This window comes from Pseudomonas sp. Irchel 3A7, from assembly GCF_900187565.1.
Lineage (GTDB): Bacteria > Pseudomonadota > Gammaproteobacteria > Pseudomonadales > Pseudomonadaceae > Aquipseudomonas.
This window is the reverse complement of sequence record NZ_FYED01000001.1, coordinates 491,392-512,615: the sequence shown is the minus strand read 5'-3', so window position 1 is coordinate 512,615 and position 21,224 is coordinate 491,392. Positions and strand designations below refer to the sequence as shown.

Below are 21,224 nucleotides of genomic sequence, written 5' to 3'. Positions count from 1 at the left end.
CTGCTCGCGAAGGCGTCCTTAGGGATTACATCGGCTTGCGCCAGACACTCGCCAACCAAGGCTGCTGCTCGCGCGGCAACCCCGCCGGCCGGTAGTAATGCTCCAGCTCCACAAATCCCGCCTCGGTGAGCAAGTGCTGCCACGCCGCGAGGTCGTGATAGGCCCCATAACGCGGCCCGTTCCAGCCTTCCTGATTCTCGCCACGTGGATTGGAACTGAACAACACACCGCCGGGTTTCAATGTCGCCCGCAGTTCCTTCAACACCCTCGGCAACTCCTGACGCGGGACGTGAAACAACACCGCATTGGCAAAGATCCCATCGAAGCGTTCGGCCGGTAGATCGAGTTTCAAAAAGTCCTGCTGCCAGACCTCGCACCCACTGTCCTCACGGGCCATCTGCGCGAGCTTTTCCGAACCGTCGAGACCTACAGCCTTCTGGCCCATGCGGGTGAAGGTCTGCAAGTCACGTCCCGGCCCACAGCCGAAATCGAGAATATCGAACGGCGCCTCGCCCTGAATATGCCGCAACAACGCATCGATGTTCTGGCTGACATCGTGATCACGCGTCCCTTCACGAAAACCCTCGGCTACCGAGTTGTAATGGGCCAAGGTGGTGGCGGTGATCTGTTGGAGGTCGGTGGGGGTCTGTTTCATGGTGGCTGCACAGGCGATTGATATCTGCCGAATATACGCCATCAGGTTCGGGGCTGCTGCGCAGCCATTCGCGAGCAGGCTCGCTCCCACAGGGTTCTCGGCAGTACACAAATTTTGTGGTCACTGAATATCACTGTGGGAGCGGGCTTGCCCGCGATGGCGGTGGAGCTGACAACGAATGGCTCAGGCCAGATTCAGCTGTGCTTCATCCCCAAACACTCAATCGACCGATCAACCATCGCCTTGGCGATCTCCAGTAAATGCCAGACCGAGAACACCATGGCCCGATCAGCGCCCTTGAGATGGTCGCCGCACTGATAGGCCGTGACCGAGGCACAGCGCAGCAAATCCGCGATATAGAGCTGGGTGTCTTCGAAGCTCTCGTCTTTGCTGACGTTGTAGAACCGTAGTTCATCGGGTGGCGAGGGCTGATCGCCGGTGAGGTAGAAATCGATGGCGCGGTAGAGGGCGGAGCGGTCTCTGAGCAGGTCGTCAGTGAGGGCTTCGTTGGAGGAGGATTCTGGTGGATCAGGAACGGATTTTTCCATGAGTGTTGCTCCTATTGCTGCATGGGAGCCGTCACTCTTCGCCTACTAATCGTTGGGTGGCGGCTGTACGCAGGTTAGTAGGCCGGTCAATAGGAAAAACCGGTGCACCCGAAGGTGCCCCACGCACAGCCACCATATTCTGCATGCGGCAAACTGCCGGACATGAGCATGGAAACGCTATGCGCCTATTGTTCCGGGCTACTAAACCCGATCACTGATGAGCAGTGACGGACCGAGACTAGCCACCGGATCTGGCAGGCGCAAGCGAGCGAAATAATCTAGGAAATGTCCTGCAAAGGAAAGGGATCACACCTTCGGAAACGCTGATTTTCCTGTGAGAAAAATCCCCTGGATCGCTACTCCTGTAGGAGCGAGCTTGCTCGCGAAAAACCTGAGGGTGCCGCGGGGAATCAGGTTTCCCGCGTTATCGTTGACCTCCATCGCGAGCATGCTCGCTCCTAAAAGTACAGGGTTACCGCTTGTTGAGGCCCCGCGCCAACCGATCCCCACCCAACTGAATCACCGCCACCAACGCCACCAGCAGCACAATCACCGTCAACATGATCTGACTATCAAAACGCTGATACCCATACCGATACGCAATGTCCCCCAACCCGCCGGCACCAATCGCCCCGGCCATGGCCGATGAGTTGATCATCGTCACCAACGTAATCGTAAAACCGCCGACAATCCCCGGCAGCGCCTCGGGCAGCAGCACGTGCCAAACGATGTGCTGGCGCCGGCAGCCCATGGCCTGTGCCGCTTCGATCAAGCCGTGATCCACCTCGCGCAAACTGACTTCGGCAATCCGCGCGAAGAACGGTGTAGCGGCGATGGTCAGCGGCACCACCGCCGCCCATACGCCGTAGGTGGTGCCGACGATCAAGCGGGTGAAGGGAATCAGCGCCACCATCAAAATCAAAAACGGAATCGAGCGAAACAGGTTCACGAATGCACCCAGTGCGCGGTTCACCGTGGGGGCTTCGTAGATGCCGCCCTTGGCACTGGTGACCAGAATCACCGCCAGCGGAATGCCCGCCAGCAACGCAATCAATGACGAAACGCCAACCATTAAAAACGTGTCGATGAAGCCCTGCAGCAAGCGATCAAACCACATAGCCCAACACCTCCACTTGTTGCGCCCATTGGCCGGCGCGCTGACGCAACTGTTCAGCGGTGAGAGGCGAACCGGTCACCGCCAGCAGCAGTTGCCCCAGTGCATGGCCCTGAATCCGTTCCACGCCACCTTGCAGCAAGCGCACGCGGCCACCGAGGGCGCTGAACAGGGCGGCAATGTCCGGCTCGTCCTGCGCTGAACCCGTGAATTGCAGGCGCAGCACGACGGCGCTATCCGAGGACTGCTGTTGCGCCTGCAAGCGGCTTTGCAGCTCCGACGGCAGTGCATGCTGCAACGGTGCGAGCAGCGTCTTGCTGACTTCGTGCTGCGGGTTGCCGAAGACTTCCCAGACCGGCCCCTGCTCAACCACGCGCCCGCGTTCGAGCACGACCACGCGATCACAGATTTCGCGGATCACCGCCATTTCGTGAGTGATCAAAATGATGGTCAGGCCCAGGCGCCGGTTGATCTCGCGCAGCAGGCCGAGGATCGATTGCGTGGTCTCCGGGTCCAGCGCCGAAGTGGCTTCATCGCAGAGCAGAATCGCCGGGTCGTGAACCAGCGCGCGGGCGATGCCGACACGCTGTTTCTGCCCGCCGGAGAGTTGCGCCGGATAGGCCTTGTGTTTCGCTTCCAGACCCACAAGCTCCAGCAGTTCACGGACTTTCTGGTCGCGCTTTTCCTTCGGCACACCAGCAACCTTCAGCGGCAATTCGACGTTCTGCCAAACGGTCTTGGCCGACATCAGATTGAAGTGCTGGAAGATCATGCCGATGCGCCGGCGCAGCTTCACCAGTCGGTCCTCATCGAACTCGCCGATGTCCACCTGATCGATCAGCACCCGGCCCGATGTCGGTTGTTCGAGGCGGTTGATGGTACGAATCAGCGACGACTTGCCAGCGCCGCTGCGGCCGATGATGCCGAACACTTCACCGCGCTGGATCGCCAGGTCAATGCCGTGCAGGGCGGCCACCGGACCTTGCTGGCCGTCGTAGGTTTTACCCAGATTGATGAAGCGCACGTGGGCGTGGTTCAGGTCCGGGTGCAGTTCAGTTTCTATCGCTTGCTTAAGCTCTGGAATTTCCAGTCGCAGTTGGGTGGCAGCAGTCATTTTCAGCTTTCCCAACCGGCTTGATAAAGTTTGCCATGGGCTTTATCCAAGGCGGCGCGAACAGCGGGCGAATGCTGGTAGATGTCGACAAACTTGATCAGGCGCGGGTCGGTTTTGCTTTTTGGCTGGATCACGAACTGAATCACGTATTCCTTGTGATCGAGGCCGTCGAACAGCAGGGCCGAGCCGGCATCGAAAGTCTTCGCCAGGCGAATGTAGGCCGGGTAGCCCTGCACCAGATCGGCGTCGTCGTAGGCGCGCACCAGTTGTACCGCTTCAACCTGGAGAATCTTGATCTTCTTCGGGTTGGCGATGATGTCTTCTTCGGTGGCCTTGTAACCCACACCCGGCTTGAGAGTGATCAGACCGGCCTTGGCCAGCAGCTGCAAACCGCGACCGCTGTTGATCGGATCGTTGGCGATGGCCACGCTGGCGCCTTCTGGTAGTTCATCGAAGCTCTTGTACTTCTTCGAGTACAGGCCGACGTTGTTGATGATCCCTGGCGCGAACGGCACCAGGTCAAAACCGGAGGCAGCCTTGGCGTTTTCCAGGAACGGGATGTGCTGGAAGTAGTTCACGTCGATGTCACCCGAGGCGAGGCTGACGTTCGGTGCGATCCAGTCGGTGAACTCTACGAGTTCGACTTTCAGGCCTTGTTTGCCGGCTTCTTCGACGGCTGCTTCCAGCGGAATGGCGAAAGCGGCGGTGGTGCCGATTTTCAGCGCCGGGTCGGCGGCGAAGGTGACGGAGCTGAAAAGGCCGAGGGCCAGGGCCAGTGCTTTGACTGGGTGAGAGAAGTCGTTCTTTTTCATGATGGTTATTCCAGTCAGTGCATAAATTTGGAGTTGTTTCTGCGGGCCTCATCGCTGGCAAGCCAGCTCCCACAGGTTTTTCGGGTGTTCACACGATCCCTGTGGGAGCTGGCTTGCCAGCGATGCATTTAGCGGCGGAATTCCGAACCGGTGTGTTGCTCAGGCAAATGCGCCTCACCGCGGAACAGCTTTTCCCGCAAGCTGCCATCGTCATAAGCGGTCTTGTACGACCCCCGCCGCTGTAACTCCGGAATCACCCGTTCAATGAAATCGACATAGCTTTCCGGCGTGACAATGCGCGTCAGGTTGAAGCCGTCGAGGCCGGTTTCGGCGATCCACGATTCCAGTTCATCCGCCACGTGTTCGGGCGAGCCGACCACGGTGATGTAGCGCCCGCCGAGGGCGTGTTGTTCGAGCAATTTGCGCCGGGTCCAGTCGTTGTTTTGCAGGTTCTTGGTGGCGGACTGGATGGCGTTGCTCTTCACGTACTGGATCGGTTCGTCGATTTCGTACTGGGAAAAATCGATCCCGGTGGACGCCGAGAAATGCGCCACGCCGGCTTCGGCGCTGGCGTAGCTCAGGTACTCGGCGTGCTTGGCCCAGGCCAGCTCTTCGGTGGCGCCGACAATCACGTTCAGCCCCATGAACACCTTGATGTCTTCGGGGTTACGCCCGGCTTCGACGGCGCTGGCGCGAACCTTGTCCACCTGCACCTTGGTCGACGGTTTGTTCTGGCCGCTGATGAACACGCACTCGGCGTGGCGCCCGGCGAACAACAAGCCGCGATCGGAACTGCCGGCCTGGAACAGCACCGGCGTGCGCTGCGGCGACGGCTCGCACAGGTGATAACCCTCGACCTGATAGAACTCGCCTTTGTGCTCGACCTTGTGCACCTTCTCCGGTTGCGCATAGATGCGCTGCTGCGGGTCGTTGAGCACCGCGCCGTTTTCCCAGCTGCCTTCCCAGAGTTTGTAGAGCACCTCCAGGTACTCGTCGGCCTGGTCGTAGCGGCGGTCGTGCTCGACCTGTTCGCTCAGGCCCATGGCTTTGGCGGCGCTGTCGAGGTAGCCGGTGACGATGTTCCAGCCCACGCGACCGCGACTCAGATGGTCGAGGGTCGACATGCGCCGGGCGAACAGGTACGGCGGCTCGTAGGTGAGGTTGGCGGTGAGGCCGAAACCGAGGTTTTTGGTCACGGCCGCCATGGCCGACACCAGCAGCAGCGGGTCGTTGACCGGCAGCTGGATCGACTCTTTGAGCGGCACGTCCACCGCGTTCTGATACACGTCATAGACGCCGACGATATCGGCGATGAACAAACCGTCGAATAGCCCGCGCTCCAGCAATTGCGCCAGTTCGGTCCAGTATTCGATTGTCTTGTACTGGGTCGAGGTGTCCCGTGGGTGCGTCCACAGGCCATGGTTGATGTGCCCGATGCAGTTCATGTTGAACGCGTTGAGCAGGATCTTCTTTTTAGCGGCAGCCATCAGATGGTCCCCCGCAGTGGCGGGTTTTCATCGTTGAGGTAGTAATTGCCCACGGCGTGGTATTTCCAGCGCACCGGGTCGTGCAGTGTATGCACCCGGGCATTGCGCCAGTGGCGATCCAGACCGTGTTCGCTCAGGGTCGCCTGGCTGCCGGCCAGTTCGAACAGCGTGGTGCCGGCGGCGAGGGAAATCTCGGTGCTGATGGCCCGCGCTTCGGCGACCGCAATCGACGCGGCGGCGACGGACTCGGCATGGGTGTCGGCCTGGGCCTTGTCGAGGAATTCACCGGCGCGTTCCAGCAGTGCTTCGGTGGCGTGCAGGCGAATGCTCAAGTGACCGAAGCTCTTCACCGTCAATGGATCTTCGGTGGCTTTTTCGTGGGTAGCGTCGATCCATGCACGGGTCTTGGTGCGCACGAAGTGCAACGCATCTTCATAGGCGGCGCGGGCGATGCCGGTGTCGATGGCTGCATGGAGAATCTGTGCAAGCGGGCCGACCGGGGTCGGGCGCTCGAAGGCGCTTTGAAACGGGATCACATCTTCGGCGGCCACAAAGACATCTTCGAACACCACCGAACCGCTGCCAGTGGTGCGCTGGCCGAAGCCGCTCCAGTCGTCGATCACCGTCAGGCCCTTGCTGTTGCTCGGCACGAATGCCAGTTGCTGCACACCGTTTTCATCGATCACCGAGGTGGGGATGCGCTGAGCGTAAATCGCGCCGGTGGCGTAGAACTTGCGACCGTTAATGCGATAGCCGTCACCGTCGCGGGTGAGGCTGGTCACGCGGTCGTGGGCGGTTTTGGTGCCGAGTTCGGCCAGGGCATTGCCGAAGCGCTGGCCGGCCAGTACGTCGGCATACAGGCGTTTCTTCTGCTCTTCGCTGCCGTTCACCCGCAGCACTTCCAGGGCATAGAAATGGTTTTGCGGAATCTGGCCGAGCGAACCGTCAGCCCGGGCAATCAGCGCGATGACCTTGGCCAGCGTGACGTTGGAAACACCGGCACCACCGAATTCCTTGGGCACGCTGATGCCCCACAGGCCCGAGCGGGAAAACACTTCCAGCTCCGGGTGCGGCAAACGGCGTTCGCGGTCGCGCAGGGTGCTGTCGCGTTTGAAGTCTTCGGCCAGGTCGCTGGCGACGATCAGGGCTTGCTCATCGCTGGTGATGACCGCGACGTGGTGAGAAAGAGTCATGAGTTTCTCCAGAATCTGTAAATAAGAGCTCTGGTCGTTAGATCCAGGAGTGGCGAGCAGGCCTAGTGCCGTTCAGGTGATAGGCGCCGACCGCGTGGTACTTCCAGCGCACCGGGTCGTGCAGGGTGTGCACCCGAGCGTTGCGCCAGTGACGGTCGAGGTTGAATTCCGCGAGGGTGGCGCGGCTGCCGGCCAGTTCGAAAAGCTTTTCGCTGGCCAGCAGCGAGATCTCGGTGGTCAGCACTTTGGCTTCGGCGACTGCAATCGAGGCGCGGGCGGCGGACTCGGCGGTAAGCGGCGCGGCATGTACCTGATCGAGTATTTGCCCGGCCTTGCGCAGCAGGGCTTCGGCGGCGTGCAGTTCGATTTTCAGTTTGCCGATGTCGGCGATCACGTACAGGTCATCGCTGGCCCGCTCAACGTTGGCATCGACCCATGGCCGGGCGCGGGTTTTCACGAACTCGATGGCATCGTCGATAGCACCCCGGGCGATACCGGCGTCGATGGCGGCCTGAATCAGCTGCGAGACAGCGCCTTGGGTGTTCGGCTTGTCGTTGATCTTCCAGTTATCCACCACCAGCTCGGCGTCGACCCGCACGTTGTTGAGCAAGATCGTGCCACTGGCGGTGGTGCGCTGACCGAAGCCGGACCAGTCGTCGACAATCCTCAGTCCCGGCGTTCCGCGACGCACGAAGGCCAACACCTGCTTGCCGTCGTCATTGAGCGCCTTGACCGCGACCCAATGCGCGAACAGCGCACCGGTGGAATAGAACTTCTGCCCGCTGAGGACAAAACCGTCGCGGTCGGCCGTAATACGCGCCTTGAGTTCAAGGGTGTTTTTTGTGCCGCGCTCAGGCCCGGCATTACCGATGCGCCAGCCTTCAAGAACGCTTTTGAACAGCTGTTTTTTCTGTGCTTCGGTGGCGCTGCCGAGTACCAGATTCAGGATGCCGAACTGGTTCTGCGGGATCTGCCCGAGGGCCGGATCTGCAGCGGAAATGATCGCGAAAACCTCCGCGAGGGTGACGAACGAAACCTGTGGGCCACCGTACTCGCGCGGGATGGCAATGCTGCCCAGGCCGCTGCGGGTGAACTGTTCGATTTCCGACCACGGCAGCTTGCGCTGCTGGTCGCGTTTGGCCGCTTGCAGGCGGGCGGTTTGCGCCAGCTCATGGGCGGCCTTGATGGCTTGTGCGTCGTTGCGCAGCACTTGCGCGGGCAACAACAAAGGGGCGATATCCAGATCACTCTGGACGATTGCATCTGCCAGACTGGACATCAGCGCCACTCCTTGGCTGCTACACGCAATGCCCTGGCGATCTGCACTGGGGTGATTGTGTTCCGGACCATACCTACCTCACATCTTATGGAAACGCCGCGGTGCGGCGAACGAAAACAAGAATGTCCGGTGGTCCGGTGCATATACCCTAAGCGTTTATAAAAAAGTTATGAACTAACTTTTAGGAATATATATAGAAGTGTGTCGCCATGAACTGTACGCAGAGAAACACTTGTTTCCAGAGCAACAGTTCAGTGTTTGATTCGGCTTCTGCAGGAGCGAGCTTGCTCGCGATGGTCGTTAACGATTGCGCGTTTTTTCTGGTTAAACGCGGCGCTTTGGAGTCCATCGCGAGCAAGCTCGCTCCTACAGAGGGTTGCGGGCCTTGCCGGTCGCTTTGAGCGCTTTCTTCGGTGGGGCTTTGAGATACGGATTGGCACACCCAATCTTCAACGCCCGCGCCGGCGCCCAGCGTGAGTTGTTGCCCACCCGGTCGAGAATGCAGTAAGTCACCTCCAGTCGCAGGTCTTCGCCGGCCTCGACAATGATCGCCGGCGGCACCCATACCTGGATGGGTTGGCCCACATCGCGCGCCTTGAGCCTTGGCAGATCCATGCGCACATCGCCCCAACGCAGGGTGATTTCGTCGTCGACCGCCATGTTCAGATAAGGCTCGATGGTCAGCGGCACGCCGCGCTTGATCTGGTTCGGATTCACGCCCTGACGGCGAATCGTTGAGGGAATGCTCACCGGCGCCAGGCCCTGATTTTCGTCGCCACACAAGGCCGATGGCTGGCCACCTGGGCAGTCCAGTTTGACCTGCACGCGTCGGGCGATTGACAACGCCTGACCTCGGCCGACCTGCATGATCCGGTAGTGAACGCGCGAGCAACCGTTGGTGATGAAACTTTCGGGTACCCGCAGCTGAATGGACTGGCCGACGTCAGTGGCCGTCAGCACCCGGGAGGCGACGTAGCAGTTGTCCCAAAACAGTTCGACCAGGTCTCCCTTGTCCATCGTGGGGTAGGGCGGGATGTCGATCAGCAAGTGCGCGGCGCAGGCGATGTTGATGTCGGTCTTGTGAGATTGCGCCAGGGTCGGGGCTGCAAGCCCGGTTTGGTTCGAAGTGCTGGTCATGGAGGTCTCCTTGAGGTCTTGCAGCGAAGTCCATTTCTGAAAACAGGAATATGAAGTTTCAGTTGCAAAGCCGTTCATTACTTTGAGTTGAAATAATGAGTGGGCGCAATGAAAGGCGCCGGTTGGAGACTAGATAAGAGCGAGCCTGAATGGGTGTCAATGGAGTGAGTTGGCCGGATACAAAAACGCGTGTTATTCAGAAAGTTCCTACGTGGGTAAGTTAATAAGCGCTATTGCTGCGTCGAAGTTGACTATAGGTTATGGGGGGTTTTTGGAAGTGAAGCGCCTGTGCCACAGGCTTTTGGCTGTTCGCCATGGCAGGATGCGGAGGCAGGAAAAAATATATATGTACCGCGCAAGCTGACAAAAAGTCTGTTGTTTGTCTTCGGTAATTGTGGGGTGTTGCGAGAGGGTAGTAACTTCCGTCCGTGGAAGTTAACAACTTTTTTCAGAAGGTTTCTCAGCTGTGGGAGTTGTTCAGGAACTTGCTGAGAAACTGTTTCGTGCGTTCTTCTTTCGGATTGGAAAACAGCGACTTGGCTTCGCCTTGTTCAACGATCACGCCCTTGTCGAAAAACACCACACGATTAGCCACGTCACGGGCGAACGCCATTTCGTGGGTCACGATGACCATGGTGCGATTTTCCTCGGCCAGGCCGCGGATAGTCGCCAGCACTTCGCCGACCAGTTCCGGGTCGAGGGCTGAGGTCGGTTCGTCGAACAGTATCACTTCCGGTTCCATCGCCAGCGCGCGGGCAATCGCCACGCGTTGTTGCTGGCCGCCCGAAAGACGGCGCGGATACGCGTCTTCCTTGCCCGCCAGTCCTACCTTGGCCAAGAGCTTTTTAGCCAGGGCAATGGCATCGTCACGCGGGACCTTCTTTACAACAATCGGGCCTTCGATGACGTTTTCCAGGGCCGTGCGATGGGGGAACAGGTTGAAGTTCTGGAACACGAAGCCCACGTGCTGGCGCAAACGGCGCACCAGACCCTGCTGCTGGTTCAACGGGCGGCTGCCATCGATTTCGATGTCGCCGACCTTGATCCGGCCGCTGGTGGGTTCTTCCAGGAAGTTCAGGCAACGCAGGAACGTGGTCTTGCCCGAGCCGCTTGGCCCGATGATCGCCACGACCTCACCTTCCTTCACTTGCAGATCGATGCCGTTGAGCACGACTTGACCCTTGAACTGCTTTGTCAGTTTTTCCACGACAATCATTGGGTCAGGACTCCAGATCGTGCCGATTGACCCGGGCTTCCAACTGGTTCTGCAGGTGCGACAGCACCGTGGCCAGGACCCAGTAGATCAGCGCGGCGGCAAGGTACATGGTGAAAATTTCGAAGGTACGGGCGGTGATCAGCTGCGCCTGACGGAACAACTCCGGCACCTGGATGGTGGCTGCCAGCGCTGTGTCCTTGACCAGCGAAATGAAGCTGTTGCCCAGCGGCGGCAATGCAGTGCGCATCGCCTGCGGCAGGATGGCCCGGCGCAGGGTTTGCGCGCGGGTCATGCCGATACTGGCAGCGGCTTCCCACTGGCCACGCTCGATGGAGCTGATCGCGGCCCGCAGGATTTCACAGGCGTAGGCAGCCATGTTCAGCGAAAAGCCGATCAGGGCCGCCGGCAGCGGATCGAGTTCCAGACCCAATTGCGGCAGGCCGTAATAGATCACGAACAGCTGCACCAGCAACGGCGTGCCGCGAAAGAACGACACGTAGATGCGGGCGATCCAGCTCACCAGCTTGAAGCGCGACAGGCGCATAAGCGCCAGGCCGAACCCCATCACCAGGCCGAAAAACATCCCGCCCAGGCTCAAGATCACTGTGTAGTAAGCGCCCTTCAGCAGGAAGGGCGCGGAGTCCAGTGCGAGTTGAAAAGCCTCTTCCATTATTGAGTGACGTCAGCGCTGAAGTATTTTTCCGAAAGCTTTTTCAGCGTACCGTCGGCACGCAGCTTGTCGATGGCTTTGTTCACAGCTGCCAGCAGCTCAGGTTCGCCTTTGCGCAGGGCAATGCCGGCTTCCTGGCGGGAGAACGCTTCACCGGCAGCAGCGGTGTCCTTGGCCTTCTTGGCGTATTCCAGCGCGGCCAGACGGTCGATCAGGATGGCATCGATGCGGCCGACACGCAGGTCCTGGAACTTGGTCGGATCATCTTCGTAGGTGCGCACATCAGCGCCTGGCACGTTGGCTTTAACCCACTGTTCGTAGTTGGTGCCCAGGCCCACGCCGACTTTCTTGCCGCTCAGGTCGGCAGCGGTCTTGATGGTGTCTTTGTTCTTGGTCAGGGTCAGCGCCTGAATCCCGGAAACGGTGTACGGCTCGGAGAAGTCATACTTCTTCTTGCGCTCTTCGGAGATGGTCACCTGATTGATCACGGCGTCCAGACGCTTGGATTCCAGCGCCGCGAGGATGCCGTCCCATTTGGTCGGTTGCAGTTTGACCTTCACGCCCAGCTCTTTGGCCAGGGCTTCGGAGAATTCGACTTCGAAGCCGGCCAGTTTGCCGTCGGCGTCGACGAAACTGAATGGCGGGTAAGTGCCTTCCAGGCCGACGTTGATAACGCCTTTGTCCTTGATCTGTTGCAGCTGTTCACCGGCAACCGCCTGGCCAATCAGGCCAGCACTCAGTGCCAGGCCCAGCGAACCCACCAGCAGATTTCGACGTAGTGCGGAAAAATTCATGACAAGCCCCTGTGTTTTCTTATGGAAGACGCTTTTAAAAAGGTTGGCGAAATCGGGAATTGAACGACAGCGCTATCCTGCCTTAAAGCAGCGGATGCGTCTCTCGGGAAATTCGCGTATAGCATGACTATATGATGGCGTTTTTAGATTAGAAAATAATAATTTATCTTCTGGTTATTCTTTTTTGGAATAATCTGCGTTTTCCCTGTAGGAGCGAGCTTGCTCGCGATGGTCGTCAACGATAACGCTGACAGCCTGACATCCCTCGGTGCCCTGTTGTTCATCGCGAGCAAGCTCGCTCCTACAGGTTTTGTGGCTGTTACAGAAAATCCTTGTAGGCAAACAACGCCGGCGCCCCACCGGTGTGCAGGAAGATGATCGGCCCCTTATCGAAACGCTGACGCCCGATGCCATCGAGCAATCCGGCCATGGCCTTGCCGGTGTAGACCGGGTCGAGCAGCAGGCCTTCCTGACTTGCCACCAGCTTAACCGCCGCCAATGTCCCGGCGTTCGGCTCACCATAGCGCGGCCCGAAATATTCGTCCCATAACTCGACCTTGAAACGCTCCGGCAGGTTCACACCCAGCAACTCGGCGGTGCGTTCTGCCAGGCCTTGTACTTTCGGAAACTGATCTTCTTCGCTGCGCGAAACCGTGACGCCGATCACCGGCAAATCCGGCAGCGCTTCGCTCAGTGCCAGCGCCAGGCCGCTGTGAGTTCCGGCGCTGCCCGAGGCCAGGACGACGGCGGCAAAATTCAGTCCGGTGTCCTTGATCTGCTCGGCCAGTTCCAGACCGGCACGCACGTAACCCAGGGCGCCCAGTGCGTTGGAGCCACCGATTGGCACTAGATACGGTTTCTTGCCATTGCTGCGCAGGCGAGAAGCCAGGGCGTGCAATTGGTCGTCGGCGTTGTCGAGGTTTTCCACCAGCTCGACCTTGGCATCGAACAGGTCCAGCAACAGCCGATTGCCGTTGCCGACATAGTTGGCGTCGTCGGTGCCGAGGGGATTTTCCAGCAGGGCGACGCAGCCGAGGCCCAGCTTGGCGGCAATCGCGGCAGTCTGGCGTACGTGGTTCGATTGCAGTGCGCCAGCGGTGATCAAGGTGTCGGCACCCTGGGCCAAGGCGTCGGCGGCGAGGTATTCGAGTTTGCGCAGCTTATTGCCGCCCATGGCCAGTGGTGTCAGGTCATCGCGTTTGACGTACAGATCGCGGCCCAGCCAGGTCGACAGACGTTCGAGTTTTTCCAGGGCGGTGGGCTGACCGAGCAGGTCGAGACGGTTAAAGCGGGCAAGCTGTTGTTTGATCATGAGTCCGTACTGGCGGTGAATGATCAAAGGACTATAGGCACCCCCAAAAGACTGGGCAACCTTCAATCGCTTATAGCCAATGGTGCTTACCACAGCACAATTGGTTCTTAATTTGGTTCGAGGACCTTGCCGTAAAGTAATCGCCGTCAGTGCGGCCAGACAGTCCGGCCGCCCGTGAGGAGTTTTTACCGTGAGTGAGCGTTCCAGCCATTGGCAATTGCAGACCATCGTCAGCCAGCTGCGCACGGCGCGTGACCAGTGGCGTGCGCAAAACGGCCGCGCCAGCACCGAGCAGGGTGGTCGCGAGTTGCCGTCCCGGGCGGCCATGGCGGAGATTCTCGAAGCATTGTGTGGCGCGCTGTTCCCGATGCGTCTGGGCCCGGTGGACCTGCGCGAGGAAAGTGAAGACTTCTACGTCGGCCACACCCTTGATGTGGCGTTGAATGCGCTGTTGGCCCAGGCGCGACTCGAATTGCGCTATGCCGCGCGCCACAGTGCCCAGGCCGAGAACGAAGTCGAAGCGAAGACGATCCAGATTATTCAGGACTTCGCCCTTGCCCTGCCGGGGCTGCGCAGCCTGCTGGACACCGATGTGCTGGCGGCGTATCACGGCGATCCGGCGGCGCGCAGCGTCGATGAGGTGCTGTTGTGCTATCCGGGCATTCTGGCGGTGATTCACCATCGCCTGGCCCACCATTTGTATCGCGCCGGGTTGCCGTTGCTGGCGCGGATCAGCGCGGAAATCGCCCACTCGGCCACGGGCATCGACATTCACCCCGGCGCGCAGATCGGCCGCAGTTTCTTCATCGATCACGGGACCGGCGTGGTGATCGGCGAGACGGCGATCATTGGCGAGCGGGTGCGGATTTATCAGGCCGTGACCCTGGGCGCCAAGCGCTTTCCGGCGGATGAAGACGGTCAATTGCAGAAAGGCCAGCCGCGGCATCCGATTGTCGAGGACGATGTGGTGATCTACGCCGGGGCGACGATTCTGGGGCGGATCACCATCGGCAAGGGGTCGACCATCGGCGGTAACGTCTGGCTGACCCGCAGCGTGCCGGCGGGCAGTAACCTGACCCAGGCGAATCTGCAGCATGATGATGGGACGCAGAAGTAAGGTCTTAAAGCTTCGGTGACTGAGCCGGCCTCTTCGCGAGCAGGCTCGCTCCCACAGGGAAATGCATTCCTACTTGTGGGAGCGAGCCTGCTCGCGAATGATTTCAAGCTGTATCGAGATAATGGACTCAGCCAATTCTCCACTGAGCGATTCCCCCCCAAACCCCGCCTCAAACCCCTGCTTGAGCTAGTGTTCAAACACGACCGCCCAGCCCTGCGATTAGTCCTTAGCACCCTATCCATGTTTAACTTGAACGTTCATTCAAGTTAAACCGGTGGTTCGCTGCCCGCTCACAACAGGAGGCTTGCCTTTGCTGAGTCCGATTTCTACAGCCACGATTTACCCCTTCGAGGTGCACCGTTCATGAGTGCATCATCAATTCCTTCAAGCGGCCAGGTCCGCATGAACCCGCCGGTGTTCTGGTTCGCCGCGAGCTTCATTCTGTTGTTCGGCGTCGTAGTCATGGCCATGCCCGAGCAGGCCGGTGCCTGGCTTCTGGCGGCGCAAAACTGGGCAGCCAACACGGTTGGCTGGTACTACCTGCTGGCGATGACCCTGTATCTGGTCTTCGTGGTGGTCACCGCGTTATCGGGCTACGGCAAGATCAAACTCGGTGCCGACCACGACGAGCCCGAATTCAGTTACCTGTCCTGGGCCGGCATGCTGTTCGCCGCGGGAATCAGCATCACCTTGTTTTTCTTCTGCGTGTCCGAACCCTTGACCCACATGCTGCAGCCGCCACAAGGCGAGGCGGGCACGGCGGATGCGGCGCGCCAGGCGATGCAGATTCTGTTTCTGCACTGGGGGCTGCATGGCTGGGGTGTATTCGCCTTCGTCGGCATGGCGCTGGCCTACTTCGCTTACCGCCACAACCTGCCGCTGGCCCTGCGCTCGGCGCTGTATCCGCTGATCGGCAAGCGCATCAATGGCCCCATCGGTTACGCGGTGGACGGCTTCGGCATCATCGCCACGGTGTTCGGCCTCGGTGCCGACATGGGCTTTGGTGTGTTGCACCTCAACTCGGGCCTGGACTACCTGTTCGGCATCGCCCACACCCAGTGGATACAAGTCGGACTGATCACGCTGATGATGGGCGCGGCGATCGTCGTGGCGGTGTCCGGTGTCGATAAAGGCGTGCGGGTGATGTCGGACATCAACATGCTGCTGGCCTGTGCGCTGCTGCTGTTCGTGTTGTTCGCCGGCCCCACGCAGCACCTGCTCAACACCTTGATCCAGAACCTCGGCGATTACCTCGGCGCCTTGCCGATGAAGAGTTTCGACCTGTATGCCTACGACAAGCCCAGCGACTGGCTGGGTGGCTGGACAGTGTTCTATTGGGCCTGGTGGATTGCCTGGTCGCCGTTCGTGGGCCTGTTCATCGCGCGGATTTCCCGTGGCCGGACCATCCGCGAATTCGTCTTTGGCGTGCTGTTGATTCCGCTCGGTTTCACCCTGGCGTGGATGTCGATTTTCGGCAATAGCGCGATCGATCAGGTGCTCAATCATGGTATGTCGGCGCTGGGCATGTCGGCCCTCGACAACCCGTCGATGACCCTTTACCTGCTGCTGGAAACCTACCCATGGAGCAAAACCGTGATTGCAGTCACGGTGTTCATCAGTTTCGTGTTCTTCGTCACTTCCGCCGACTCCGGCACCGTGGTGCTGTCGACGCTGTCCGCCAAGGGTGGTGGCCCGGATGAAGACGGGCCGAAATGGCTGCGGGTGTTCTGGGGCGCGATGACCGCGTTGGTGACCAGTGCGCTGCTGTTCTCCGGCAGCATCGATGCGCTGAAGTCGGCGGTGGTGCTGACCTCGCTGCCGTTCTCGCTGATCTTGCTATTGATGATGTGGGGACTGCACAAGGCGTTTTATCTGGAATCGCAGAAGCAGATCGCGCAAATGCATTCCCTGGCGCCGGTGTCCGGTTCGCGGCGCGGTGGTTGGCGTCAGCGCCTGAGCCAGGCGGTGCATTTTCCATCGCGGGACGAGGTGTATCGCTTCCTCGATTCGACAGTACGGCCGGCCATCGAAGAGGTGTCGGCGGTGTTCATCGAAAAAGGGCTTAGCGTCGTTACCCATCCCGAACCGGTCAATGACAGTGTCAGCCTGGAGATCGGCCACGGCGATCAGCATCCGTTTATCTACCAGGTGCAGATGCGCGGCTATTTCACGCCATCGTTCGCCCGTGGCGGCATGGGTTCGAAGGAGCTCAACAACCGTCGTTATTACCGGGCCGAGGTGCATTTGAGCGAGGGCAGTCAAGATTACGATCTGGTGGGTTACACCCGCGAGCAGGTGATCAACGACATCCTTGATCAGTACGAGCGGCACATGCAGTTCTTGCACCTGGTGCGTTGATCGGATTTTTCACGTCTCGGTGGTCAGCACCATGAACAACACCAGCGCCGCCACCGGGACACCGAACACGGCGCTGCCGACCACCAACTCCGTACTCAATGGCTGGCCGGCGTGGACCATGCCGACCGCGCCATTGATCAACGTCAGCGCCAGCCACAGCACGATAAAGCAGTAGGCCAGGATTGGGCGGGTGAAGCCGATTTTTTCGCCGATGTAGAGCATCAGGGCGAGGAGGATCAGGCCGAAGGTGATGATGATGGTGGTGTGCATGGTGGGTTTTGTCCTGCAGATGTGATTGCCCTTGAGGCTGCCTTCGCGAGCAGGCTCGCTCCCACAAGGTTCACCGCGCCTCCTGTGGGAGCGAGCCTGCTCGCGAAGGGGTCACCTCGGTATCAGATTGAGCATAGTTAAACCAGCCCACCATTGACGCGCAGAATCTGCCCGTTGACCCACGCGGAATCCGGCCCGGCCAAAAAGGACACGACGCGGGCGATATCTTCCGGCTGCCCCAACCGCTCCAGCGGTGCCATGTTGGCGAAATTCTGGATCTGCTCCTCACTCTTGCCATGCAAAAACAACTCGGTCGCAACTGGCCCGGGCGCTACCGCGTTGACGGTGATGTTGCGCCCGCGCATTTCCTTGGCGAACACCTGGGTCAATGACTCCACCGCCGCTTTGCTGGCGATGTACACGGCATAGCCCGGCAGATTCAGACCGACCGTGCTGCTGGAGAAGTTGATGATCCGGCCACCGCTGTTCAGACGCGTAGCGGCCTCACGCAGCGTGTTGAAAGTACCGCGGGCGTGAATGTCGAAGGTCTGCTCAAACAACTCGTCGCTGTGTTGCGCCAACGGCATGACCTTGAGAATGCCAGCGTTGTTCACCAACACATCGACCTTGCCCAACTGTGTTTCGGTCTCGTCGAACATCCGGCGCACGTCGTCAGCCTTGGCTACGTCAGCCTTGATCGCTATGGCTCGATGGCCGGCCTGACGCAATTCCACCACCAATCTGGACGCTTCGCTGGCGCTGTTGGCGTAGTTGATGGCGACAGCAAAACCTTCGCTGGCCAGTTGTCTGGCGATGACTGCGCCGATGCCGCGGGAGGCGCCGGTGACGATGGCAACTGTCGACGTTTGAGAGGTCATGGCGTTGTTCCTGTTGATGGGGTGTGGAGCCAATTTCACATGTTTACTCAGGCCGATAAATGCACCAGAGTTGCCTTTACTGTTCAAAAATCGCCAACAATCGAGGAGCCCGCTGTGGATCAGGTCAAAGCGATGAAAGTGTTCGTGCGGATCTATGAGCGGAGCAGCTTTACCCTGGCCGCGAATGACCTGGATCTGCCGCGCGCGACGCTGACCCACACCCTGAACCAGTTCGAAGCCTGGCTCGGCACTCGTTTACTGGAGCGCAGCACGCGCAAGGTGCGCCCTACGCTGGATGGTGAGGCGTACTACCGGCGTTGTGTGCAATTGCTGGCAGAGCTGGAAGAGGCCGAGCTGGCGTTTCGCAGCGTGGCACCGAAAGGGCGGCTGCGGGTCGATTTGCACGGCACGTTGGCCAGGCACTTCGTGATCCCGGCCTTGCCGCAATTCATGGCGCGTTACCCGGACATCGAACTGTCCATCAGCGAAGCCGACCGTCTGGTTGACCTGATCGGCGAAGGTGTCGACTGCGTGCTGCGAGCCGGTACTCTGAGCGACTCTGCATTGATCGGCAAACGTGTCGCCAGCCTGCGCCAGATCACCTGCGCCAGTCCCGCCTACCTGCGCAAGTATGGCGAACCGAAAAGCCTCGACGACCTGAAAAAGCATCGCGCCGTGAACTACGTTTCCCGCACCACCGCCAAGCAGTTTCCCTTCGAATTCATGGTCGCTGGCCAACTCAGGGAAGTGACTATCGAGGGCGCGGTGGCGGTGTCTGGCGCAGAAATCTACGCCGCCTCGGCCATTGCCGGCCTCGGCCTGATCCAATGCCCGCACTACCGCATGGAAACGCAAATCGCCCAGGGGCTGATCAAGGAAATCCTCATCGACACACCACCGCCACCGATGCCGGTCTCGGTGCTCTATCCGCACAACCGACATATGTCGCCGCGGGTCCGGGTGTTTGTGGATTGGTTGGGGGAGGTGTTTGCGGGGGCGAGATAAAGATCTTTTGCATTTGTCATGTCGTCGAAGATGAAATCTGTGAAACGTTTCAGCAATTAGTCGAGTCCACGGTTTTTTAGCGTTTATCTGGGCGTATGCTGGGCGACTGGCGAAGCAGTCGAGACCAGATTCAAGACCGACAAGAGAGGATTCGATGACTTACACCGCTGCCGAAAACCGTTATGACTCCATTCCTTACCGCCGCGTGGGCCGCAGCGGGCTGGTGCTGCCGGCATTGTCCCTGGGCCTGTGGCACAACTTTGGTGACAGCACGCCGATCGACACCCAGCGTGCGCTGTTGCGTACGGCGTTCGACCTGGGCATCAACCATTTCGACCTGGCCAACAACTACGGCCCGCCGTACGGCAGCGCCGAAATCAACTTTGGCCGGCTGCTGCGTGAAGACTTCAAGCAGTATCGCGATGAGCTGATCATCTCCAGCAAGGCCGGTTGGGACATGTGGCCCGGCCCTTACGGTCAGGGCGGCGGTTCGCGCAAATACGTGCTGGCCAGCCTCGACCAGAGCCTGCAACGCTTGGGCCTGGATTATGTCGACATCTTCTACTCCCACCGCTTCGATCCAGATACTCCGCTGGAAGAAACCGCCGGCGCCCTGGCCACTGCGGTGCAACAGGGCAAGGCCTTGTACATCGGTATCTCATCGTATTCCGGGGTGAAAACCCGGGAAATGGCCGCGTTGCTCAAGGAATGGAAAGTGCCGTTGCTGATCCATCAGCCGGCGTACAACCTGCTCAATCGCTGGGTGGAAAAAGACCTGTTGGACACCACTGATGAGCTCGGCACCGGCGTGATTGCCTTCACGCCGCTGGCGCAGGGATTGCTGACGGACAAGTACCTCAACGGCGTGCCGGCGGATGCGCGGGTGAATCGTCCGGGGGGTGGTTCGTTGCAGGCTGCTCACCTGTCCGAGGCCAACATCGCTCATGTGCGGGCGTTGAACGAGATTGCCAAACTTCGTGGTCAGAGCCTGGCGCAACTGGCGCTGGCCTGGACCCTGCGCGATCCGCGGGTGACCTCGGCGCTGATCGGCGCGAGCCGGCCGGAGCAGATCATCGAGAACGTCGGGGCGTTGAAGAATCTGAGCTTTAGCGCAGAGGAGTTGGCAGAGATTGATCGGTTTGCCCAGGAGGGTGGGATCAATCTTTGGGAGAAGCCTTCGACCGCTGAGTGAGTGTCGGGCGCCGGACTTGCGGCGCCTGTTCCGGCCTCTTCGCAAGCAGGCTCGCTCCCACAGTGGATCTGTGTTCGCACAAACCCTGTGGGAGCGAGCCTGCTCGCGAAGGGGCCATCAAGGTCAGTACAAAACTGGCTGATCAGCGAAAGAAAGGCACATCCCCCAACACCGTCGCCCGCTGCATCACCCGCCGCGCCGGCCGGTAATCATCCACCGCGTAATGCTGGGTCACGCGGTTGTCCCAGAACGCGATGTCGTCTTTCTGCCAGCGCCAGCGAATGGTGAATTCCGGTCGGGTGGCGTGGGCGAACAGGAATTTCAGAATGGCTTCGCTCTCGGTTTCCGACAGTTCGTTGATCTTCGAGGTGAAGCCTTCATTGACGAACAGCGAGCGGCGCCCGCTCACCGGGTGCGTGCGGATCACCGGGTGCGACAGCGGCGGATTCTTGCGTCGTGCTTCTTCCCATTGGGCCAGCGCCTCAGGCGTGTTGCCGTAGCGCTCCAGCGGGAACGAACGGGTGAAATCGTGGGTGGCGGTCAACCCTTCGAGCAGGGCTTTCATCGGCGCCGACAAGGCTTCGTAGGCAGCAATGCCGCTGGCCCAGAGGGTATCGCCGCCAAACTCCGGCAGCAGCTTGGCACTGAGGACCGCGCCCATGGCCGGGGTCGGCAGGAAGGTCACGTCAGTGTGCCAGATCGCGTTGTCGCGCACGTCGGTCACGGCGGTGTCGAGGATCAGCACCTCCGGTTGCTCCGGGACGTTCGGGTAAATCGGGTGAATGTGCAGGTCGCCGAAATTGGCGGCGAAACGTGCTTGTTGCGGCGGCGTGATGGGCTGGTCGCGGAAGAACAGCACCTGATGCTTGAGCAGCGCTTGCTCGATGGCGTCGCGCTGTTCCAGGTTCAGCGGCTGGCTGATATCGACGCCGCTGATTTGCGCGCCGAGGGCGGAGCTTAAGGGGACGATGGTCAAGATACTCATGAAAGTTCTCTTCAATTCGGGGTGTATCCGTTTCCCTGTGGGAGCGAGCCTGCTCGCGAAAGCGGTGTGTCAGTCACTGAAATGTCGC

At 59.8% G+C, this 21,224-nt stretch carries 20 protein-coding genes; 4 read left to right on the top strand and 16 right to left on the bottom strand.

Going from position 1 to position 21,224, the window contains the following annotated elements; genetic code table 11:
• Nucleotides 1-25 precede the first annotated feature (25 nt).
• From CKW21_RS02320 to CKW21_RS02260, 13 genes are all read right to left on the bottom strand, one after another.
• Nucleotides 26-655 (bottom strand): bifunctional 2-polyprenyl-6-hydroxyphenol methylase/3-demethylubiquinol 3-O-methyltransferase UbiG, encoded by a 630-nt coding sequence (locus tag CKW21_RS02320; RefSeq protein ID WP_095192404.1) that lies wholly within the window; start codon nt 653-655, stop codon nt 26-28.
• Between the two features lie 194 nt (nt 656-849).
• Nucleotides 850-1,203 carry a DUF6124 family protein gene (locus tag CKW21_RS02315; protein WP_095192403.1) on the bottom strand — a complete coding sequence of 118 codons (354 nt, stop codon included), beginning with the start codon at nt 1,201-1,203 and terminating at the stop codon, nt 850-852.
• 472 nt (nt 1,204-1,675) lie between these two features.
• A complete protein-coding gene (locus CKW21_RS02310; protein ID WP_095192402.1) occupies nt 1,676-2,320 on the bottom strand; it encodes a methionine ABC transporter permease in 645 nt (214 codons plus the stop codon).
• Complete coding sequence (locus tag CKW21_RS02305; RefSeq protein ID WP_095192401.1) at nt 2,310-3,431, bottom strand: methionine ABC transporter ATP-binding protein; 1,122 nt, start codon at nt 3,429-3,431, stop codon at nt 2,310-2,312. The genes CKW21_RS02310 and CKW21_RS02305 overlap by 11 nt, the downstream gene beginning before the upstream one ends.
• A 2-nt stretch (nt 3,432-3,433) precedes the next feature.
• Nucleotides 3,434-4,243, bottom strand: coding sequence for a MetQ/NlpA family ABC transporter substrate-binding protein (locus CKW21_RS02300; RefSeq protein WP_095192400.1), 810 nt, complete (start codon nt 4,241-4,243; stop codon nt 3,434-3,436).
• Between the two features lie 128 nt (nt 4,244-4,371).
• Nucleotides 4,372-5,730: an LLM class flavin-dependent oxidoreductase gene (locus CKW21_RS02295; RefSeq protein ID WP_095192399.1), complete on the bottom strand. Its 1,359-nt coding sequence runs from the start codon at nt 5,728-5,730 to the stop codon at nt 4,372-4,374.
• Nucleotides 5,730-6,923: an SfnB family sulfur acquisition oxidoreductase gene (locus CKW21_RS02290; protein WP_095192398.1), complete on the bottom strand. Its 1,194-nt coding sequence runs from the start codon at nt 6,921-6,923 to the stop codon at nt 5,730-5,732. Before CKW21_RS02290 ends, CKW21_RS02295 begins: the two co-directional genes overlap by 1 nt.
• 37 nt (nt 6,924-6,960) lie before the next feature.
• The gene (locus CKW21_RS02285) at nt 6,961-8,202 is read right to left on the bottom strand and encodes an SfnB family sulfur acquisition oxidoreductase (protein ID WP_095192397.1); all 1,242 of its coding nucleotides are present in this window, start codon (nt 8,200-8,202) and stop codon (nt 6,961-6,963) included.
• A gap of 366 nt (nt 8,203-8,568) precedes the next feature.
• Entirely contained in the window at nt 8,569-9,339 is a 771-nt protein-coding gene (locus tag CKW21_RS02280; RefSeq protein WP_095192396.1) for a hypothetical protein, read from the bottom strand.
• 460 nt (nt 9,340-9,799) lie between these two features.
• Entirely contained in the window at nt 9,800-10,555 is a 756-nt protein-coding gene (gene tcyN / locus CKW21_RS02275; RefSeq protein ID WP_095192395.1) for an L-cystine ABC transporter ATP-binding protein TcyN, read from the bottom strand.
• Nucleotides 10,556-10,559: 4 nt separating this feature from the next.
• The gene (gene tcyL, locus CKW21_RS02270) at nt 10,560-11,225 is read right to left on the bottom strand and encodes a cystine ABC transporter permease (protein ID WP_170948607.1); all 666 of its coding nucleotides are present in this window, start codon (nt 11,223-11,225) and stop codon (nt 10,560-10,562) included.
• Nucleotides 11,225-12,019 (bottom strand): cystine ABC transporter substrate-binding protein, encoded by a 795-nt coding sequence (gene tcyJ, locus CKW21_RS02265; protein WP_095192393.1) that lies wholly within the window; start codon nt 12,017-12,019, stop codon nt 11,225-11,227. The genes tcyL and tcyJ overlap by 1 nt, the downstream gene beginning before the upstream one ends.
• A gap of 319 nt (nt 12,020-12,338) precedes the next feature.
• Nucleotides 12,339-13,331 carry a D-cysteine desulfhydrase gene (locus CKW21_RS02260; RefSeq protein WP_095192479.1) on the bottom strand — a complete coding sequence of 331 codons (993 nt, stop codon included), beginning with the start codon at nt 13,329-13,331 and terminating at the stop codon, nt 12,339-12,341.
• Between the two features lie 190 nt (nt 13,332-13,521).
• On the opposite strand from CKW21_RS02260, the gene epsC reads away from it, so the two are divergent.
• Together epsC and betT are read left to right on the top strand one after the other, a co-directional pair.
• Nucleotides 13,522-14,448, top strand: coding sequence for a serine O-acetyltransferase EpsC (epsC, locus tag CKW21_RS02255; protein ID WP_095192392.1), 927 nt, complete (start codon nt 13,522-13,524; stop codon nt 14,446-14,448).
• 402 nt (nt 14,449-14,850) lie between these two features.
• Complete coding sequence (gene betT, locus CKW21_RS02250; protein ID WP_170948613.1) at nt 14,851-16,806, top strand: choline transporter BetT; 1,956 nt, start codon at nt 14,851-14,853, stop codon at nt 16,804-16,806.
• A 9-nt stretch (nt 16,807-16,815) separates the two neighbouring features.
• Here the strand turns inward: betT and CKW21_RS02245 are convergent, their stop codons facing one another.
• Together CKW21_RS02245 and CKW21_RS02240 are read right to left on the bottom strand one after the other, a co-directional pair.
• A complete protein-coding gene (locus tag CKW21_RS02245) occupies nt 16,816-17,076 on the bottom strand; it encodes a hypothetical protein (RefSeq protein ID WP_095192390.1) in 261 nt (86 codons plus the stop codon).
• Between the two features lie 137 nt (nt 17,077-17,213).
• On the bottom strand, nt 17,214-17,954 hold the full coding sequence (locus CKW21_RS02240) for an SDR family oxidoreductase (RefSeq protein WP_095192389.1): 741 nt from the start codon (nt 17,952-17,954) through the stop codon (nt 17,214-17,216).
• A gap of 114 nt (nt 17,955-18,068) precedes the next feature.
• Here CKW21_RS02240 and CKW21_RS02235 point away from each other — a divergent pair, with 114 nt between their 5' ends.
• Nucleotides 18,069-18,959, top strand: a complete 891-nt coding sequence (locus tag CKW21_RS02235; RefSeq protein WP_095192388.1) for a LysR family transcriptional regulator — start codon at nt 18,069-18,071, stop codon at nt 18,957-18,959.
• A gap of 154 nt (nt 18,960-19,113) precedes the next feature.
• Nucleotides 19,114-20,151, top strand: a complete 1,038-nt coding sequence (gene mgrA, locus CKW21_RS02230) for an L-glyceraldehyde 3-phosphate reductase (RefSeq protein ID WP_095192387.1) — start codon at nt 19,114-19,116, stop codon at nt 20,149-20,151.
• Between the two features lie 142 nt (nt 20,152-20,293).
• Here mgrA and tauD read toward each other — a convergent pair whose 3' ends face one another.
• Nucleotides 20,294-21,136, bottom strand: coding sequence for a taurine dioxygenase (gene tauD, locus CKW21_RS02225; protein ID WP_095192386.1), 843 nt, complete (start codon nt 21,134-21,136; stop codon nt 20,294-20,296).
• Nucleotides 21,137-21,224 lie beyond the last annotated feature (88 nt).

Excerpts from the sequence above, each read along its gene's own strand:
- CKW21_RS02295 (WP_095192399.1), bottom strand. The coding sequence starts at position 5,730 with ATGGCTGCCGCTAAAAAGAAGATCCTGCTCAACGCGTTCAACATGAAC.
- mgrA (WP_095192387.1), top strand. The coding sequence starts at position 19,114 with ATGACTTACACCGCTGCCGAAAACCGTTATGACTCCATTCCTTACCGC.
- CKW21_RS02315 (WP_095192403.1), bottom strand. The coding sequence starts at position 1,203 with ATGGAAAAATCCGTTCCTGATCCACCAGAATCCTCCTCCAACGAAGCC.
- tcyL (WP_170948607.1), bottom strand. The coding sequence starts at position 11,225 with ATGGAAGAGGCTTTTCAACTCGCACTGGACTCCGCGCCCTTCCTGCTG.
- CKW21_RS02280 (WP_095192396.1), bottom strand. The coding sequence starts at position 9,339 with ATGACCAGCACTTCGAACCAAACCGGGCTTGCAGCCCCGACCCTGGCG.
- CKW21_RS02305 (WP_095192401.1), bottom strand. The coding sequence starts at position 3,431 with ATGACTGCTGCCACCCAACTGCGACTGGAAATTCCAGAGCTTAAGCAA.
- tcyN (WP_095192395.1), bottom strand. The coding sequence starts at position 10,555 with ATGATTGTCGTGGAAAAACTGACAAAGCAGTTCAAGGGTCAAGTCGTG.
- tauD (WP_095192386.1), bottom strand. The coding sequence starts at position 21,136 with ATGAGTATCTTGACCATCGTCCCCTTAAGCTCCGCCCTCGGCGCGCAA.
- CKW21_RS02320 (WP_095192404.1), bottom strand. The coding sequence starts at position 655 with ATGAAACAGACCCCCACCGACCTCCAACAGATCACCGCCACCACCTTG.
- CKW21_RS02240 (WP_095192389.1), bottom strand. The coding sequence starts at position 17,954 with ATGACCTCTCAAACGTCGACAGTTGCCATCGTCACCGGCGCCTCCCGC.
- CKW21_RS02300 (WP_095192400.1), bottom strand. The coding sequence starts at position 4,243 with ATGAAAAAGAACGACTTCTCTCACCCAGTCAAAGCACTGGCCCTGGCC.
- CKW21_RS02310 (WP_095192402.1), bottom strand. The coding sequence starts at position 2,320 with ATGTGGTTTGATCGCTTGCTGCAGGGCTTCATCGACACGTTTTTAATG.
- tcyJ (WP_095192393.1), bottom strand. The coding sequence starts at position 12,019 with ATGAATTTTTCCGCACTACGTCGAAATCTGCTGGTGGGTTCGCTGGGC.
- CKW21_RS02285 (WP_095192397.1), bottom strand. The coding sequence starts at position 8,202 with ATGTCCAGTCTGGCAGATGCAATCGTCCAGAGTGATCTGGATATCGCC.
- CKW21_RS02260 (WP_095192479.1), bottom strand. The coding sequence starts at position 13,331 with ATGATCAAACAACAGCTTGCCCGCTTTAACCGTCTCGACCTGCTCGGT.
- betT (WP_170948613.1), top strand. The coding sequence starts at position 14,851 with ATGAACCCGCCGGTGTTCTGGTTCGCCGCGAGCTTCATTCTGTTGTTC.
- CKW21_RS02245 (WP_095192390.1), bottom strand. The coding sequence starts at position 17,076 with ATGCACACCACCATCATCATCACCTTCGGCCTGATCCTCCTCGCCCTG.
- CKW21_RS02290 (WP_095192398.1), bottom strand. The coding sequence starts at position 6,923 with ATGACTCTTTCTCACCACGTCGCGGTCATCACCAGCGATGAGCAAGCC.